Origin of the sequence: Microbacterium sp. NPDC078814, from assembly GCF_040702645.1 — a bacterium.
Lineage (GTDB): Bacteria > Actinomycetota > Actinomycetes > Actinomycetales > Microbacteriaceae > Microbacterium.
Genome location: NZ_JBFBLT010000004.1, coordinates 85195 through 103081 on the forward strand (window position 1 = coordinate 85195; position 17887 = coordinate 103081).

A 17887-nucleotide genomic window follows, 5' to 3' on the forward strand; every position below is an offset into this window, starting at 1 on the left:
AGCAGAGGAGCACCGTGCCCACCACCCTCGACCACCCTCTCGACCCGGCGCTGCTGGGAGCCGAGACGCAGGTCCACGCCCGATCCATCGACCGGTTCGCCCGCGCGCACGACGCCTCGCATTACCTGCTCGTCCCGGACGCGGTGCTCTCCCCCGCGGACGCGGAGGGCGTCGCCCGCGCGTTCACGGCGGTCCGGGCGGCCGGGCGCACGCTCACGTTCCGCTCCGGCGGCACCAGCCTGTCCGGACAGGGCATCAGCGGCGACATCCTCGTCGACACGCGCAGCCACTTCCGCGACATCCACATCGAGGACGACGGCGCCGCGGTGCGGGTCGGCCCCGGAGCCACCGTCCGGCAGGTGAACACCCGGCTGGCCCGGTACCGCCGCAAGCTCGGGCCGGATCCGGCCAGCGAGATCGCCTGCACGATCGGCGGCGTCGTCGCCAACAACTCCAGCGGCATGGCCTGCGGCATCACGGAGAACTCGTACCAGACGATCACCTCGATGCTCGTCGTGCTCCCCAGCGGAACGATTCTGGACACCGGACGCGCGGACGCCGCGGACGTGCTCCGCGCCGCGGAACCCGTCCTGTTCGCCGGGCTGTCGTCGCTCCGGGAGCGGCTGCTCGCCTCGCCCGAGAATGTCGCCTTCCTCCGGCAGCAGTTCTCGATGAAGAACACCATGGGCTACGGACTGAACGCCCTGCTCGACTTCGACGACCCGGTGCGGATCCTCGAACACCTCCTCATCGGATCGGAAGGGACCCTCGGCTTCGTCGCGGAGGCCCGTTTCCGCACCATCGAGGTGCGCCCCGCGATCGCCACCGGTCTGCTCGTCTTCGACACGCTGTCGGCGGCGATGACCGCGCTCCCCGCTCTCACGGAGCTCGGGCTCGCGACGATCGAGCTCCTGGACGCCGCCTCACTGCGCGTCGCCCAGGGCCTGAGCGACGTCCCCGCCGCGATCTCCGAGATCGACGTCCAGGGCCACGCCGCGCTGCTCGTCGAGGTGCACGCCGCCGACGAGGAGTCCCTTGCCGTCGCGAGCGCGACCGCGCAGGCGCACTTCGACGCCCTCCCCCTTGCCGTCACTCCGCGACTGACCACGGATGCGGCAGAGCGCGCCGCGCTGTGGCACGTCCGCAAGGGCCTCTACACGGCGGTCGCGGGAGCGCGGCCGTCCGGCACGACCGCCCTCCTCGAAGACATCGTCGTCCCCGTCCCCCGGCTGCTGGCCACCTGCGAACGCCTGATCGAGCTGTTCGCGGAGCACGGCTACGAGGGGTCTGTCATCTTCGGGCACGCGAAGGACGGCAACGTCCACTTCCTGCTGAACGAGCGCTTCGACGACCCGGACAGCGTCGCGCGGTACCGCCGCTTCACGGACGACCTCGTCGAGCTCGTCCTCGCGCAGGAGGGATCCCTCAAGGCTGAGCACGGCACCGGCCGCATCATGGCGCCGTTCGTGCGGCGGCAGTACGGCGACGAGCTCACCGACATGATGTGGGAGATCAAGCGGCTGTTCGATCCGGACGGGATCCTCAACCCCGGCGTCGTGCTGTCCGACGACCCGGACTCCTATCTGCAGGATCTGAAGCGCGTGCCCACGGTCGAGCGCGAGGTGGACCGCTGCGTCGAGTGCGGGTACTGCGAGCCCACGTGCCCGAGCAAGGGCATCACGCTCACACCCCGGCAGCGCATCGTGCTGCGCCGGGACATGGCCTGGGCCGAGGAGCAGGGCGACACGGCGCTGCTGCGCGACCTGCGCGCGGACTACGACTACGACGGCGTGCAGACCTGCGCGGTCGACGGCATGTGCGGCGTGGCGTGTCCGGTGGACATCAACACCGGCGACCTCGTCCGCCGCCTCCGCGCCGAGCAGGAGAACGCCGTGGAGGGGGCCGCGTGGGGAACGGCGGCGAAGCACTGGAGCACCGTCACGCGCGCCGGCGGCGTCGCCCTGACGGTCGCCGACGCGCTCCCCGTCCCGCTCGTGCGCGGCGCGACGCGGATCGGACGGGCGGTGCTCGGCGCCGACACCGTGCCCCTCTACGACGGCGGCCTCCCCCGCGGCGGCACTGCTCCGGCGCGACCGGTGTCCCCGCCCGATGCCCAGGCCGTCTTCTTCGGCGCCTGCATCGGCACGATGTTCGGACCGGAGGACGAGGGCCCCGGCTCCCGCGACGCCCTGCGCGCTCTGCTCGACCGCGCCGGGATCCCCGTCGTGGTCCCGGAGGAGAACGGCGGGCTCTGCTGCGGGACGCCGTGGAAGTCCAAGGGACACCTCGACGGCTATCGCCTCATGTCGGACCGGGTGCTGGCCTCGCTCTGGGAGGCCAGCCGCCACGGGGAGCTCCCGGTCGTCTGCGACGCCGCCTCCTGCACCGAGGGCCTCGACGTGATGCTCACCCAGGCCGTCGCCGCCCATCCGGAGTACGCCGGTCTGCGCATCGAGGACGCCACCACGTTCGTCGCGCGGGAGGTGCTGCCGCGCCTCTCCGTCGATGCGAAGCTCCCCTCGATCGCCGTGCACCCGACCTGTTCGACGACCGCGCTCGGCGCGACGGGCGCGCTGACAACGATCGCTGCCGCCGTCGCCGACGAGGTCTTCGTGCCCGACGGCTGGGGCTGCTGCGCGTTCGCCGGCGACCGAGGAATGCTGCACCCCGAGCTCACCGCGAGCGCGACGGCGCAGGAATCGGCCGAGGTCTCCGCGGCCGATGCGGCCCGCGGCGGCTTCGACGCCTTCGTGTCGGCCAACCGCACCTGCGAGATCGGCATGACCCGCGCCACCGGCCGCCCGTACCGCCACGTGATCGAGGTGCTCGAGGAGCGCACGCGCCCCTAGTCCAGCGACGAAGGGCCCCCGTCGGATCACCGACGGGGGCCCTTCTGCGGCGCCTGTGTCAGGCGCCGTGCGCGGTGAGCACGGCGACCGGAGCCTCGCGGAGTCCGGCCGGGATCACGATGCGGGTCGAACCGCCGTCCGCGGACGTCTGGGCCGGAGTCCCGTCCGCCCACGACAGCGCAGCGCCCGCGAGCTCGGACGGCAGCTCGAACTCGCCTGCCGCCGGGTCCAGCGCGTGCACGTGCACCGCATCCGTCGACGTGGTGTAGCGACGAGGAGCCCCCGTCCGCTCCCCCATCCGCGTCCAGGGCCGCGTGCCGTAGATCGCCGCGCCGTTCACGGCCAGCCAGCCGCCGAGCTCCTGCATCGCCTTCCGCTGCAGCGCCGGAATGGACCCGTCCGCCGCGGGGCCCACGTTGATGAGCAGGTTGCCGTTCTTCGCGACGACGTCGACGAGGAGCCGGATCAGGGCCGCCCCGGAGAGCGAGTGCCGCTCGTCCTCCGCCTGGTTGAACCCGAACGAGTAGCCGAGCCCGCGGGTCGACTCCCAGGGCTCGGGGATGATGTCCGGGATGTCCGTGTATTCGCGGGTGAGGAAGCCGTGGTACGGCACGCCCCACCGGTCGTTGACGACGCCGTCCGGGACGGCGTCGAAGTAACGCCGCAGCAGTGCGGCCACGGCGTAGTCCTCCGTGCCCTTGCCGCCGTCCGGCCACTCGATGTCGTTCCAGAGCACGTCGGGTGCGAACCGCTCCACGAGCTCCTCGAGCTGCGCGGCGGCGTACCGGGAGAAGTGGGCGTCGTTGCGACGGAACCGGAACAGGTCGGTGTCCGACTCGATCGGCGGGAAGTCGCTCACGTGCCAGTCGAGCGCTCCGGAGTAGTACACACCGAACCTGGCTCCGGCCCGCCGCGTGGCGTCGTGGAACTCGGAGATGAGGTCGCGACGAGGGCCGCGCGCGACGGCGTTGAATCCCGTCGTGGCGGTGTCCCACAGACAGAACCCCTCGTGGTGCTTGGTCGTGGGCACGACATAGCGGGCCCCGGCCGCGACGAGCTCGCCGACGAAGGCGTCGGCATCGAACGCGGCGGCGTCCCATCGGTCGGCGAGGTCCTCGTAGGAGGTCCCGGGTCCGTAGGTGCGCTGGTGGCGCTCCCACGTCGGGCTCCCCGGGATGCGGACCGTGTTGCCGTACCACTCCGCGTACTGGTGCCACGCATAGGCGTCCTCGGTGGGGATGTTCACGCCCTCCCCGTGCTGCACGGCCCACGCCGGCACGGAGTACAAGCCCCAGTGCACGAAGAAGCCGAGCTTGGCGTCGCGGTACCAGTCCGGCACGCCGTTCGCCGGGTAGACCGGGGCCGCCGCACCGAAGTCGGGGCCGGTGCGCTTCTCGAAGTTCATCATGATGCCGTGTCCTCCTCGTCGGCGCCGCGGCGCACGACCACCGCGGTCAGGTCGGGGTCGCCGGTCGTGTCGAACGGGAACACCCCGGGGCGCAGGCGATGGTGTCCGAGGCGGAGCAGGTCCTGGTCCACCCCGCCCGGGGTGAGCGCCAGCGTCCATCCCGCTGCCAGCTCGTACAGCTCCGGCTCCAGATAGCCGATCTTCACGACCACGACGTCGGCCGTCGTCGGCTCGAGCCCCAGCATCCGGAAGTCGGAGAGATGGTGGAAGGGCTTGCGGCGCGCGGTCACGATGGCGTGCAGCCCGCCGACAGCGATCACCACCTGGGTGCCGGCGTCCGGGTCGCCGTCGGTGACGGAGAACACCGTGCCGGTGATCTCGACCGGTCCGTGGGGCCCGGAGTCGACCGCAGCTCCGGCGGACAGCGTGACCGTCGCACCGACGCCCGCCTCCACGGCTTCGGCGACGGCCCGCGGATCGAAGATCGAGGCGACCAGCGTCGTGTGCGTCCCGTCGGTGAGCTCGGGTCGCTGGAGCAGCTGGGCGAGGGTCCAGGTCACATCGCCCGCTCCCCCGGCCGTCGGGTTGTCCCCGGAGTCGGAGATCACGTACGGACGCGGGGCTCCGGACGCCAGAGCCTCCTCCAGTGCGTCGTCGAGGCTTCCGGTCTTCGCGACGAAGACGAAGTCCTCCCGCGCCTCCCAGAACATCCGGGCCACGCGCTCCGCCTCCCGGGCGATGACCTCCCGGTCGTCGCCGGTGACCACGACGTAGGCCTGGCAGCGCGGCTCGTCCGCCCACGCGTAGCCGATCCACACCGAGGCGTCGACGACACCGGGCAGGGCCTCGATCCCGGGGAGCTCGGCATAGATGCTCTGCGCGGGTTCCAGCCGCGTACTCGTCTTCTCCCCCGGTAGCAGCACCGGAACGGGCACCCAGGCGGTGAAAGGCCGCCGCGCCTGCACGTCGCCGCCGCGCGGGCCACGGAGACGGTCGAGCAGGTTCCACACCGCTCGCTCCTTCGTGTTCAGCCAATCCTCGTGCGGGGCCATGCGATAGCAGGTGAGCAGATCCACCGCGTCGCGCAGCGTCTCCGACACGTTCCCGTGCAGGTCCATCGACGTGGAGACGAGGGTGTCCGGCCCCAACGCCGAGCGCACCGCGAGGGCCAGATCGCCCTCGGCATCGTCCATCCCGACGACGCTCATCGCGCCGTGGATGTCGAAGAAGAAGCCGTCGAACGGCCCCTGCGCGCGGATCCCCTCGACGAGCGCATCCTTCATCCGCTGGTAGGTGTCCGGGTCCACGGCGCCGCCGGGCAGCGACCGGCCGTGGGTGAGCGGGACCCACTCCGCGGCCTCGGCGAGCTCACGCCCGGCATCGAGGAACGGGTAGTACGCCCGCAACGCGTCGCCGGTCCGGATCGTGAAGGCCTCGTCCCCGGAGATGTGCGGGGAGAACGTGCTCGACTCGATGGAGATGCCGCCGATGCCGATCCGGGGCCGCGCGAGCCCGCCCTCGGCGAGCGGCGGCAGCGGACCCATCCAGATCTCGTGGGCTTCCGGGCGTGCGGTCACGGTGCTGTTCTCCTCTGCGGTCGCAGTCGTGGTCAGGAAACGGGGGCGAGGGCGCGCCGGGCGCTCTCGATGGCGCCGAGCGCGACGGCGTCGGCGCCCAGGACGGCGGGGACGATGCGCAGCGCGATGCCGGACACCGGGGCGTCGGTGCGAAGGGTTCGCTCGATCGACGACGACAGGAGGTCCCAGGCCGCCGTGACCCCGCCGCCGACGATGGCGGTCGGCAGGTCGAGGAGCGTCGCCGCACTGGCGCAGGCGAGAGCGAGCGCACGCCCGGCGTCGTCGAACACCGCGCGGGCGTCGGCGTCGCCGACCCTGGCAGCCTCCGCGACCTCCCTGGCGTCATTCACCGGACGGCCGGTGCGCTCCGCGAAGCGCCGGGCGATCGACGTCCCGGAGGCCAGGGTCTCCAGGTGGCCGGTCTGCCCGCAGGTGCAGACGAGATCGCTGTAACCGGGCGTGTGCCCGATCTCCCCGGCCGCGCCGTGCGGGCCGTGGTGCAGCTCCCCGCCGATGACCAGCGCGCCGCCGACGCCCGTGCCGAGCATCACACCGAGCACATCGGGCACGCTCGGACCCGCCGCGGCGGCTTCACCGAGGAGGAAGGCGTTCACGTCGTTCTCCACCCGCACCGGGACGCCGAGGCGCTGCGCCAGCTCCGGGCCGAGCGGGAAACCCGCCCAGTCCGCGAACAGGGCGGACGCGGCGCGGATGGTGCCGCTCTCGTGGTCGATGACCCCCGCGGCACCCACCCCCACCGCGGCGACCGTGACACCGGCCTCGGCCGCGAGCCGCGCGACGAGACCGGCCGCCGCATCCGCCATCGCCGCGCCGCCGACGCTCGCGGGCGCCGGCACGCTTCCGCGTGCGAGGACGGCTCCGAAGGCGTCCACGACGAGGGCGGCGATCTTCGTGCCCCCGATGTCCACCCCCGCCAGCGCCAGGTCGGCCGCGAGGCCCGTGGTGGTTCGTCGAGGGTCGTCCGTCTGCTGCCCGACCGCGCTCATCGTCCGCCCAGCCCGGCCATCGCGATGCCCTTGACCAGGTGCTTCTGCAGCACGATGACGAGCAGGGTGGTGGGGATCATCGAGATGATGGCGGCGGCCATCTGCAGGTCCCAGCGGGTGCCGGTGAGGCCGGCGAAGCTCGCCAGACCGACGGGCAGCGTGCCATGCGCGTTGTAGTCGACGGTGACGATGAGGGGCCAGAGGTAGCTGTTCCAGAACGAGAGGAACGTGAAGACCGCGAGCACGGCGACCGCGGACTTCGACAGCGGCAGGATGATCTGCAGGAACGACCGGACGGGACCTGCGCCGTCGACACGGGCCGCCTCCTCCAGTTCGTAGGGGATGCCGCGGAAGAACTGCCGCATCAGGAACGTGCCGAAGGCGCCGAACGCGAAGGGCAGGATGAGCGCCTGATAGGTGTCGACCCAGTTGAACCACTGCATGACCTGGAACATGGGGATGACGAGCACCTCGGCGGGCACCATCAGCGTGGCGAGGAAGAGGACGAACACCGCGTCCCTGCCCTTCCACCGCAGGCGCCCGAACGCGTATCCGGCCGTGGTCGACACCACCAGCACGACCAGGGTGCCGCCGATCGCCACGATGAACGAGTTCATGATGTACGTCAGGAACGGTCCGTAGGCGAAGACGTCGACGAAGTTGCTCCAGCGGATCTCGGAGCCCACCAGGGTCGGCGGCATCGAGAACATCTCCGAGTTCGGCTTGAGGGCCGAGAAGAACGCGTAGACGAGCGGCGCGATGAAGATGAGCGCCGCGACGTAGATGGTGACGTGCGCGAGGATCAGCCGGGCACGCGCGCCGGGCGTTGTCGCCGCGCCGCGGGCCCGCTCCCGCTCGCGCTGACGCCGCGGGGCGGTGCCGGTGGGCCGGACGAGGGTCTCAGTGCTCATAGTGCACCCACTTCTTCTGTGCGGCGAACTGGATGCCCGTGATCGCGATGATGATCGCGAAGAGGATCCATGCGGCGGCGGCGGCGAGCCCGAGGTCGCCGAACGTGAAGCCCTGCTCCCAGATGTACATCACGAGCGGCTTGGTGGCGTTGCCGGGGCCGCCTCCGGTGAGCATCTGCGGCTGGACGAAGACCTGGAGCGAGGTGATCATCGTCATGATCGTCGCGAAGAAGATCGACGGCGAGATCATCGGGATGATGATGCTCCAGACCCGCCGGAACCCCTGCGCACCATCGATGCTGGCGGCCTCCAGCACGCTCTCCGGGAGCTGCTCGAGGGCTGCCGAGAAGATCAGCATGTTGTAGCCGAGACCCTGCCAGACGCTCATGACGACGACCATGATCATCGCCCAGTTGGGGTCGGCGAGGAAGTTCGGCAGCTCGATGCCGAACCAGGTGACCGAGAGGCCGTTGAAGAGCCCCTGGGGCTGCAGCATCATCTTCCACACCAGGACGTTCGCGACCATCGGGGTCACGACGGGGATGAAGAAGAGGACGCGCAGGGCACCGCGGCCGCGGATGCGGGGGCCGAGTCCGAGGGCGAGCACGAGCGAGAGAGCGACGCTCAACGGCACGTACAGCAGCGTGTACACGGCCGAGTTCCGCAGCGCGGGCCAGAAGTCCGGGCTGCTGGTGAACAGCTTGACGTAGTTGTCCACCCCGTTGAAGGTGCGTTCGCCGAAGGTCGGCCAGTCGAACACGCTCATCACGATCGACAGCCCCACGGGCACGATCGTGAACAGGGCGAGGCCCACCAGGGCCGGGCTTGCGAAACCCAGCGCCTGGCGGCCCTCGACCTTGGCGAGCGATCCTCGACGTCTCGTCGTGATCGTCATCTCGTCGTCTCTCTCTGTTACTGCTGTGCGGGCCGGATCCGGCTCACTCGCCGAACTGCGCCTGGGCGTTCGACAGCAGCTCCTCCATCGTCATCTGGCCGTTGTAGACGCTGACGAGGTTGGGCTGGATGTAGCTGTCGAGCTTCTGCCAGTTCTTGGTCATGTAGAGCGGCACCGTGTCGCCGAACGCGGCCTCGAACACCGACTGGACCTGGTCCCGGTACTGCTCGTCGATCGACTCGAAGTACAGCGGCTGCGACGAGGTGCGGGCCGGGTAGGAGCGGCCGGACGAGGCGATGTAGTCCTGCGCGTCCTCGCCGACGAGGGAGCCGAGCACCTTCAGCGCGGCCTCCGGGTTCTTGCAGTTCTCGGCGATGCCGTAGCCGGAGCCGAGGATGGGACCGGGGTTGCCGTCCACGCCGGCGGGCAGCGGCACCATGCCGGCGGCGAAGCCGGACTCGTTGTTGAGGTAGCTGACCGCGTTCCAGGTGCCGTCGACGGCCATCGCCGCGTTGCCGCCCGTGTACTGGTTCTCGCCCCAGCCGGTGTCCGACGCGGAGGCGACCGGAGCCGCGACCTTCTTCTCGGTGACCAGGCCGGCGTACCAGGACGCCGCGTCGACGAAGTCCTCGTCGTCGATGTGCAGTGTGCCGTCCTCGGAGGCGGGCTGCGTGGCGGAGTAGGCGATCGGCATCGACATCCACTGGTAGCCGCCCATGCCCATGCCGAAGCCGTACATGCCGTCCTTCGTGGCGTCGGCCGCGATCGTGGCGAAGTCGTCGAACGTCCAGCCGATCTCCGGAGTCGCGGCGCCGGTGGCCGTCAGCATGTCCTGGTTGTAGTAGACGAGCATGGTGGCGACGTCGAACGGCACGCCGTAGACCTTGCCCTCGAAGCTGAGGATGCCGTCCGCGCTCGGGTTGAACTCCGACCAGTCGATGCCGGCGGTCTCGAGGTCCTCGTCGCTCAGCTGACGGAAGCCCGCCGTGTAGCCGCCGAGCTGCGCACCGCTCATGCCGGTGATGCAGGCCATGTTGCCGCTGGCCATGTTGGTGGTGAGCTTCGTGAAGAAGTCGCTCCACGGCGAAGTCTGCAGCTTGATCTTGATGTCCGGGTTCTGCTTCTGCGCGAACTCGATCTGCGCCTCCAGCGCGTCGACGTCCGACTCGCTGCCGGCCCACATGTCCACGACGATGGTGTCGCCGTCGGCCGAGCCTCCGGATCCCCCGCTGCTCGCACAGCCGGTCATCGCCACGGCCACGCCCGCGACAGCGGCGACAGCCCCCACACGCAACTTCTTCATTGAATGCCTCCTGAGAAGGGAACGGTTATTTCGAGACTCGAACTAACCAATTAGGATTTCGTATGAAGTTACGCTGTCATAGTTCGCAAGGTGCCGCAAGCTGAACATCCGATGTTTATAGGGTGGTGATAATTCGTCACTCCCCCGAAACATGCGACACCCCCGCTACGCTGACGATGCTCCGAGACGAAGGGCCTCCATGACGAACCCCGCCGACACCCCCGTCGACGATCCGCACACCCGGCGCATCCTCGACTTCGTCGCGCGCGGTCAGGCCCGCTCCCGCTCGGAGCTCGCCTCCGCTCTCGGCGTGGCCGCCTCCACCGTCGGCCTGCGCGTGCAGGCGCTTCTCGATGCGGGCGTGCTGGAGGAGGCCGGGGCCGGCACCTCCCGCGGCGGACGACGGCCGCGCGTGCTCCGGATCGCCGGCGACGGCATCGTGCTGTCCGCCGATCTCGGCGGGCGCCATGCCCGCATCGGGCGGCACGACCTCAGCGGCGGCCTGCTCCACTCGGAGACCATCGCGATCGACGTCGCGGACGGCCCGGAGGCCACGCTGGAGAGAGTGTCGGAGGTGTTCGAGCGCCTGCTCGCCGAGACGCGGGTCCACGCGATCGGCGTGAGCCTGCCCGGCCCCGTCGACGTCGCGACCGGCTCCGTGGATCAGCCCTCGCGGATGCCGGGGTGGCCCGGATTCCGCGTCGGCGAGCACCTCGCGGAGCGCCACGGCGTCCCCGTCGTCGTCGACAACGACGCGAATCTCGCCGCCCTCGGCGAGCACCGTCGCCAGCTCGGGCACACCCAGCACAGCATCACCGTCAAGGCGGGCACCGCGATCGGCAGCGGGATCATCGTGGACGGCCACATCCACCGCGGGGCCACCGCTGCGGCCGGCGACATCACGCACACGCGGATCGACGGCAGCGGGGACATCCCCTGCTCCTGCGGCAACACCGGCTGCCTGGAGACTGTGGCCAGCGGCGCGAGCCTCGTCCGCCAGATGCGCGAGCGCGGCAACACCGACGTCCGCACCACGGCCGACGTGCTGACACTGGCACGGGACGCGGACCCGCTGGCGACGACGCTCGTCCGCACCGCCGGGACCCACCTGGGTCAGGCGCTCTCCGGTGTCGTGAACTTCTTCAACCCGCACGCCCTCTTCCTCACCGGGAGCATGAGCGCCTCCGAGCCGTTCATCGCCGCGGTGCGCAGCCGGGTCTACGAGGCCTGCCACCCGCTCGCGACCCAGCGCCTGCGGATCGAGGCTGCGGCCACCGGCGCGGACGCGATCCTGCACGGCGCCGCGCGCCTCGCGCTGGAGGGCATGGAGATCCCGGTGGCGACGGCCTGAGCCGTCGCCACCGACGGCCTCACTCCCCCGTCAGCCGCAGCTCGATGACCGGCATCAGCACGTCGGGACGGCGTACCGGGAGGTGCACCGTGAGCGTCCCCTCGGCCTCGCCCGCCGGCGTCATCAGGTCGGCCTGCTGGTCCGGGTCGCTGACGCTCGTGCGCAGCCAGGACCCGTCGTTCAGCAGGCGCGCATACGAGACCTTGCCCGCAAGACCGGGCAGATGCACGAAGCCCAGCGGCCAGCTGAACAGGCTCAGGTAGAGCCGGTCGCCGCGGAGCGTGTACACGCCCTCTCGGGGCGGCGTGAACGGCGCGTGGCCGGCCCCGATCACGGCGCGGTCGTGGAGCCGCATCCACTCCCCGATCTCGGCGAGGGTCGCCGCGTCCCGGGGCGCGATCGCCCCGCGCCCGTCCGGACCGATGTTGAGCAGCATGTTGCCGCCCATCGACACCGAGTCGACGAGCATCTGCACGAGCAGCACCGGCGACTTCTGGTCGGTGTTGTCCCGGTGATAGCCCCAGGAGCCGTTGAGCGTCTGGCACGCCTCCCATACGAGGGGCAACCCGTCGCGGACGATCGGAGCCGTCGGCTGGTACTGCTCGGGCGTCACGAAGTCCGCGGGGATGCCGAGCCGGTCGTTGACGAGCATCTCCGGCTGCAGCTCACGGCACAGCGCGAGCAGCGCCTCGGCGTCCCAGTCCTGCGGCCCCTTGCCCTCCCAGCCGTCCTTGGACTCCGGGTAGGTGAAGTCGAAGAACAGGTAGTCGATGTCGCCGTACTCGGTGAGCAGCTCGCGGACCTGACCGTGCAGGTACTCCCGGTAGCGGGCCATGTCGCGCCCCTCGTTCAGGGCGTGCGCGTTCTCGTCGTCACGTCGGGGGTGGTTCCAGTCCACCGTGAAATCGGGGTGATGCCAGTCGATGACCGAGTGGTAGAGGCCGACACGGATGCCCTCGGCACGGAGAGCGTCGACGTACTCGCGCACCAGGTCCCGTCCGACCGCCGTGACGGAGGTGAAGTCGGTCAGCTTCGAGTCCCAGAGGCAGAAGCCGTCGTGGTGCTTCGTCGTGAGCACGACGTAGCCCATCCCCGTCTCCTTGGCGGTCTTCGCCAGGGCCGCGGCATCGAAGAGGTCGGGGTCGAAGTTGTCGAAGTAGGGGCGGTACTCCTCGTCGGTGAGGCGTTCGTAGTTCTGCACCCACTCGTGCCGCGCGGCCCCGCTGTAGAGGCCGAAGTGGACGAACATGCCGAAGCGGGCGTCATCAAACCATTCCTGTCGCATGCGTCCATCCTGGCACAGACATCCGATGTCTGCGCCGCTGAATGCCGTACCGAACGCCGAACGGGCGCCCCCGGAGGGACGCCCGTTCGTTCGCGAGTCGAATCAGCGCGCGGCGCTGCCGTCGACGTAGTCCTCGTCCTGCTGCTTCCAGGCGAAGAGCGAACGCAGCTCCTTGCCGGTCGCCTCGATGGGGTGCTGCTCCTCCTTGGCGCGGAGGGCGAGGAACTCCTCGGCCCCGTTGTCCTGGTCCTCGATGAAGCGCTTCGCGAACGCACCGGACTGGATGTCGGACAGGACGCCCTTCATGCTCTCCTTGACGCGCTCGTCGATCACGCGCGGGCCGGACACGTAGTCGCCGAACTCGGCGGTGTCGGAGATCGACCAGCGCTGCTTGGCGATGCCGCCCTCCCACATGAGGTCGACGATGAGCTTGAGCTCGTGCAGCACCTCGAAGTAGGCGATCTGCGGCTGGTAGCCCGCCTCGACGAGGGTCTCGAAGCCGGCCTGCACCAGGTGGCTCATGCCACCGCAGAGCACGGCCTGCTCGCCGAAGAGGTCGGTCTCGGTCTCCTCGGTGAAGGTCGTCTTGATGACGCCGGCGCGGGTGCCGCCGATCGCCTTCGCGTACGAGAGCGCGAGGTCCCAGGCCTGGCCGGACGCGTCGCGCTCGACGGCGATGATGTCCGGGATGCCGCGGCCGGCGACGAACTCGCGGCGCACGGTGTGGCCGGGAGCCTTCGGCGCGACGAGGATCACGTCGACACCCTCGGGAGCGTCGATGTAGCCGAAGCGGATGTTGAAGCCGTGCGCGAACGCCAGGGTCTTGCCCGCCGTCAGGTTCGGGGCGATCGACTCGCTGTAGATCGTGCGCTGGTGCTGGTCCGGCGCGAGGATCATGATGACGTCGGCCCACTCGGTCGCCTCGGCGACGGTCTTCACGGGGAAGCCGGCCTCCTCGGCCTTCGCGGCGGACTTCGAGCCCTCCTTGAGGGCGATCGCGACCTCGACACCCGAGTCGCGCAGGTTCTGGGCGTGGGCGTGGCCCTGCGAGCCGTAGCCGACGATGGCGACCTTCTTGCCCTGGATCAGGGACAGGTCGGCGTCGTCGTCGTAGAAGATCTCGGTGCTCACTGGTTTCTCTCCTTGGTTGTGGTTGTGCGGGACGCGCGGTCCCTGAGTCTGTCGAAGGGTCAGCCGCGCAGGACGCGCTCGGTGATGCTCTTGCCGCCGCGGCCGATCGCGAGGAGGCCGGACTGGGCGATCTCCTTGATGCCGAAGGGCTCCAGAGCGCGCAGCAGCGCCTCGACCTTGCCCTTGTCTCCGGTGACCTCGATCACGAGGGCGTCGGCGGCGTAGTCGACGACCGAGGCGCGGAAGAGGTTGACGACCTCGATCACGTTCGAACGGCTGGCGTTGTCCGTGCGCACCTTCACGAGCATGTGCTCGCGCTGCACGGACGACGCCGGGTCCAGCTCGACGATCTTGATGACGTTGATCAGCTTGTTGAGCTGCTTGGTCACCTGCTCGAGCGGCAGCTCCTCCACGTCGACGACGACCGTGATGCGGGAGATCCCCGGCACCTCGGTCACGCCGACGGCGAGGGAGTCGATGTTGAAGCCCCGGCGCGCGAACAGGCCGGCGACGCGGGTCAGGAGGCCGGGGGTGTTCTCCACCAGCAGGCTCAGGACGTGGGTCGACATGGCTCAGTCCTCCTCGTCGAACGCGGGCGCGTGGTCGCGCGCGTACTGGACATAGCTGTTGCTGACCCCCTGCGGCACCATCGGCCACACCATGGAGTCGGCACTCACGACGAAGTCGATCACCACCGGGCGGTCGTTCGTCTCCAGCGCGAGCTGGATGGCGGCGTCGACCTCCTCCTCCTTCTCCACGCGGATCGCGAGGCAGCCGTACGCCTCCGCGAGCTTCACGAAGTCGGGGATGCGGATCGTGCCGTGCCCGGTGTTCAGGTCGGTGTTGGAATGACGGCCGTCGTAGAAGAGCGTCTGCCACTGCCGGACCATGCCCAGCGACGAGTTGTTGATGATCGCGACCTTGATCGGGATGTTGTTGATCGCACAGGTGGCGAGCTCCTGATTGGTCATCTGGAAGCAGCCGTCGCCGTCGATCGCCCAGACCTGGCGCTCCGGCTCCGCGACCTTGGCGCCCATGGCCGCCGGCACCGAGTAGCCCATCGTGCCCGCTCCGCCGGAGTTCAGCCAGGCGTTCGGACGCTCGTACTTGATGAACTGCGCGGCCCACATCTGGTGCTGCCCCACACCGGAGGCGAAGATGCCCTCCGGACCGGTGAGCTCGCCGATGCGCTGGATCACGTACTGCGGGGCGAGCAGACCGTCGGTCGTCGGCGCGTACCCGAGCGGGAACTCGTTCCGGAGCCCGTCGAGGTACGACCACCACTCCTCGATGTCGGGCTTCGCGTCGGCCGTCGCTCCGCGGAAGGCGGCGTCGAGGTCGGTGAGCACGTCGCGCACGTCGCCCACGATCGGCACGTCGGCCGTGCGGATCTTGGAGATCTCCGCCGGATCGATGTCGACGTGCACGACCTTCGCGTGCGGCGCGAACAGCGCGGCCTTGCCGGTGACGCGATCGTCGAACCGGGCGCCGAGCGAGACGAGGAGGTCGGCCTCCTGCAGCGCGAGCACGGCGGGAACGGTGCCGTGCATGCCGGGCATGCCCAGGTGCTGCGGGTGCGAGTCCGGGAACGCGCCGCGCGCCATCAGCGTCGTCACGACGGGCGCGCCGGTCGACTCGGCGAGCTCGAGCAGCTCGGCCGCGGCCCGGCCGCGGACGACGCCTCCGCCCACGTACAGCACCGGCTTCTTCGCCTCCGCGAGGAGGGCGGCGGCCGCCTGGATCTGCTTGCCGTGCGCCTTGGTCACCGGTCGGTACCCGGGGAGGTCGATCTTCGGCGGCCACACGAACGGTGCCGTCGCCTGCTGCGCATCCTTGGTGATGTCCACGAGCACCGGACCGGGGCGCCCGGTGCCGGCGATCTCGTAGGCCGCGGCGATGGCGCCGGGGATGTCCGCGGCGTCCTTCACCAGGAACGAGTGCTTCGTGATCGGCATCGTGATCCCCACGATGTCGGCCTCCTGGAACGCATCCGTCCCCATCAGCGTCGAGAACACCTGACCGGTGATCGCCAGCAGCGGCACCGAGTCCATGTAGGCGTCGGCGATCGCCGTGACGAGGTTGGTCGCTCCCGGACCGGAGGTGGCGATGCACACGCCGACCTTGCCGGATGCGGACGCGTAGCCCTCGGCCGCGTGGCCCGCGCCCTGCTCGTGCCGCACGAGGATGTGGCGGAGCTGCGAGGCGTCCATGAGCGGGTCGTAGACCGGGAGGATCGCGCCGCCGGGAAGGCCGAAGACGTCCGTGACGCCGAGCAGCTCGAGCGAGCGGACGACGGCCTCCGCACCGGTGATCTCCGGAGCGGATGGGCGGGCGGGCGGCCTCGGCACGGCCGAGACGGAGTCAGCAGTCATGACTTTCCTTCTGATGAACTGTGCGGGACACCGGCGCTCCGATCGAGCGGTTGCTGAGCCGGTCGATGGATCAGCCGGTCGTCGCGCCCTCGGCGGCGGACCGCACGAGGCGCGAGTACTTGGCAAGAACGCCTCGGGTGTAGCGCGGGGGAAGCGGCTCCCAGCCAGAGCGGCGGGAGGCGAGCTCTGCCTCGTCGACGAGTAGATCGAGAGAGCGAGCTGCGATATCGACCCGTATCAGATCACCATCGCGCACGAAGGCGATAGGACCTGCGTCCACCGCTTCGGGTGCTATGTGGCCGATGCACAGGCCGGTTGTGCCGCCTGAGAATCGTCCGTCCGTCAAGAGTAGTACATCTTTTCCGAGCCCCGCGCCCTTGATGGCCGCGGTGATGGCGAGCATCTCGCGCATGCCCGGTCCGCCCTTGGGGCCCTCGTACCGGATGACGATGACCGTCCCCGGCTCGATGCTGCCCTCGGCGACCGCGTCCATGGCGGCGCGCTCCCGCTCGAAGACCCGCGCGGGACCTTCGAAGACGGCCGCGTCGAAGCCGGCGGTCTTGACGACGGCACCCTCCGGCGCGAGCGATCCGTGCAGGATCGTGAGTCCGCCGGTGGCGTGGATGGGGTTGTCGAACGTGTGGATGACCTCGCCGTCGATCGGCTGCGGGTCGAGCTCGGCGAGGTTCTCGGCGAGCGTCTTGCCGGTGACCGTGAGCGCGTCGCCGTGCAGCAGCCCTTCATCGAGCATCGCCTTCATGATCACGGGGATGCCGCCGTGCCGGTCGACGTCGTTCATGACGTACTTGCCGAACGGCTTCATGTCGGCCACGTGCGGGACCTTGTCGCCGATGCGGTTGAAGTCGTGCAGGCTCAGCTCGACCTCCGCCTCGCGGGCGATCGCGAGGAGGTGGAGGACGACGTTGGTCGAGCCGCCGAGGGCCATCGCGAGGGCGATCGCGTTCTCGAACGCCTCCTTGGTGAGGATGTCGCGCGTCGTGATCCCCTGGCGGAGCAGGTTCACGACCGCCTCGCCCGACCGGTGCGCGAAGTAGTCGCGACGACGGTCGGCCGCGGGCGGCGCGGCGGAGCCCGGGAGGCTGAGCCCGAGCGCCTCGGCGACGGAGGCCATGGTGTTGGCCGTGTACATGCCGCCACACGCGCCCTCACCAGGAGCGATGGCGCACTCGATGCGCTTGAGGTCCTCCTCGCTCATGAGGCCGGCACGGCAGGCGCCGACCGCCTCGAACGAGTCGATGATCGTGACGTCCTTCTCGGTGCCGTCGGAGAGCTTGACCCAGCCCGGTGCGATCGACCCGGCGTAGAGGAAGACGCTCGACAGGTCGAGGCGCGCGCTGGCCATGAGCATGCCGGGGATGGACTTGTCGCAGCCGGCGAGGAGGACGGAGCCGTCGAGGCGCTCGGCCATCATCACGGTCTCGACCGAGTCGGCGATGACCTCGCGGGACACGAGCGAGAAGTGCATCCCCTCATGGCCCATCGAGATGCCGTCCGAGACGGAGATCGTGCCGAACTGCAGCGGGTACCCGCCGCCGGAGTGCACGCCCTCCTTCGCGCCCTGCGCGAGCCGGTCGAGGCTCAGGTTGCAGGGCGTGATCTCGTTCCAGCTGGACGCGATGCCGATCTGCGGCTTGTCCCAGTCGGCATCCCCCATGCCGACGGCGCGGAGCATGCCGCGGGAGGTCGTGGCCTCGATGCCGTCGGTGACGACGCGACTGCGGGGCTTGATGTCGATGGGCGCGCTGGCGGAGGGATCATGCGAGGACATGACGAGAGT

At 70.0% G+C, this 17887-nt stretch carries 13 protein-coding genes; 2 read left to right on the forward strand and 11 right to left on the reverse strand.

Features of this window, described 5'->3' with window-relative positions:
* Positions 1 to 14 precede the first annotated feature (14 nt).
* The gene (locus AB0300_RS09225; protein WP_366215895.1) at positions 15 to 2849 is read left to right on the forward strand and encodes an FAD-binding and (Fe-S)-binding domain-containing protein; all 2835 of its coding nucleotides are present in this window, start codon (positions 15 to 17) and stop codon (positions 2847 to 2849) included.
* A gap of 58 nt (positions 2850 to 2907) precedes the next feature.
* Here AB0300_RS09225 and AB0300_RS09230 read toward each other — a convergent pair whose 3' ends face one another.
* The 6 genes from AB0300_RS09230 to AB0300_RS09255 all read right to left on the reverse strand — a co-directional run bounded on the left by AB0300_RS09230 (position 2908) and on the right by AB0300_RS09255 (position 9950).
* Positions 2908 to 4257, reverse strand: a complete 1350-nt coding sequence (locus tag AB0300_RS09230) for an alpha-L-fucosidase (RefSeq protein ID WP_366215896.1) — start codon at positions 4255 to 4257, stop codon at positions 2908 to 2910.
* The gene (locus AB0300_RS09235) at positions 4254 to 5801 is read right to left on the reverse strand and encodes a M81 family metallopeptidase (protein WP_366215974.1); all 1548 of its coding nucleotides are present in this window, start codon (positions 5799 to 5801) and stop codon (positions 4254 to 4256) included. The genes AB0300_RS09230 and AB0300_RS09235 overlap by 4 nt, the downstream gene beginning before the upstream one ends.
* A gap of 65 nt (positions 5802 to 5866) precedes the next feature.
* Complete coding sequence (locus AB0300_RS09240; protein WP_366215897.1) at positions 5867 to 6841, reverse strand: ROK family protein; 975 nt, start codon at positions 6839 to 6841, stop codon at positions 5867 to 5869.
* Positions 6838 to 7752, reverse strand: a complete 915-nt coding sequence (locus AB0300_RS09245; protein ID WP_025103274.1) for a carbohydrate ABC transporter permease — start codon at positions 7750 to 7752, stop codon at positions 6838 to 6840. The genes AB0300_RS09240 and AB0300_RS09245 overlap by 4 nt, the downstream gene beginning before the upstream one ends.
* Positions 7742 to 8647 (reverse strand): sugar ABC transporter permease, encoded by a 906-nt coding sequence (locus AB0300_RS09250; RefSeq protein ID WP_025103273.1) that lies wholly within the window; start codon positions 8645 to 8647, stop codon positions 7742 to 7744. Before AB0300_RS09250 ends, AB0300_RS09245 begins: the two co-directional genes overlap by 11 nt.
* A 43-nt stretch (positions 8648 to 8690) precedes the next feature.
* A complete protein-coding gene (locus tag AB0300_RS09255) occupies positions 8691 to 9950 on the reverse strand; it encodes a sugar ABC transporter substrate-binding protein (RefSeq protein ID WP_366215898.1) in 1260 nt (419 codons plus the stop codon).
* Positions 9951 to 10149: 199 nt separating this feature from the next.
* Here AB0300_RS09255 and AB0300_RS09260 point away from each other — a divergent pair, with 199 nt between their 5' ends.
* Positions 10150 to 11301 (forward strand): ROK family transcriptional regulator, encoded by a 1152-nt coding sequence (locus AB0300_RS09260; protein ID WP_025103271.1) that lies wholly within the window; start codon positions 10150 to 10152, stop codon positions 11299 to 11301.
* 19 nt (positions 11302 to 11320) lie between these two features.
* Here AB0300_RS09260 and AB0300_RS09265 read toward each other — a convergent pair whose 3' ends face one another.
* From AB0300_RS09265 to ilvD, 5 genes are all read right to left on the reverse strand, one after another.
* The gene (locus tag AB0300_RS09265; protein WP_025103270.1) at positions 11321 to 12586 is read right to left on the reverse strand and encodes an alpha-L-fucosidase; all 1266 of its coding nucleotides are present in this window, start codon (positions 12584 to 12586) and stop codon (positions 11321 to 11323) included.
* 102 nt (positions 12587 to 12688) lie between these two features.
* On the reverse strand, positions 12689 to 13717 hold the full coding sequence (gene ilvC, locus AB0300_RS09270; protein ID WP_025103269.1) for a ketol-acid reductoisomerase: 1029 nt from the start codon (positions 13715 to 13717) through the stop codon (positions 12689 to 12691).
* 59 nt (positions 13718 to 13776) lie between these two features.
* On the reverse strand, positions 13777 to 14286 hold the full coding sequence (gene ilvN / locus AB0300_RS09275) for an acetolactate synthase small subunit (RefSeq protein ID WP_025103268.1): 510 nt from the start codon (positions 14284 to 14286) through the stop codon (positions 13777 to 13779).
* Positions 14287 to 14289: 3 nt separating this feature from the next.
* On the reverse strand, positions 14290 to 16089 hold the full coding sequence (locus AB0300_RS09280) for an acetolactate synthase large subunit (RefSeq protein WP_025103267.1): 1800 nt from the start codon (positions 16087 to 16089) through the stop codon (positions 14290 to 14292).
* A 70-nt stretch (positions 16090 to 16159) separates the two neighbouring features.
* Positions 16160 to 17878 (reverse strand): dihydroxy-acid dehydratase, encoded by a 1719-nt coding sequence (gene ilvD / locus AB0300_RS09285; RefSeq protein WP_060920981.1) that lies wholly within the window; start codon positions 17876 to 17878, stop codon positions 16160 to 16162.
* Positions 17879 to 17887: the final 9 nt, after the last annotated feature.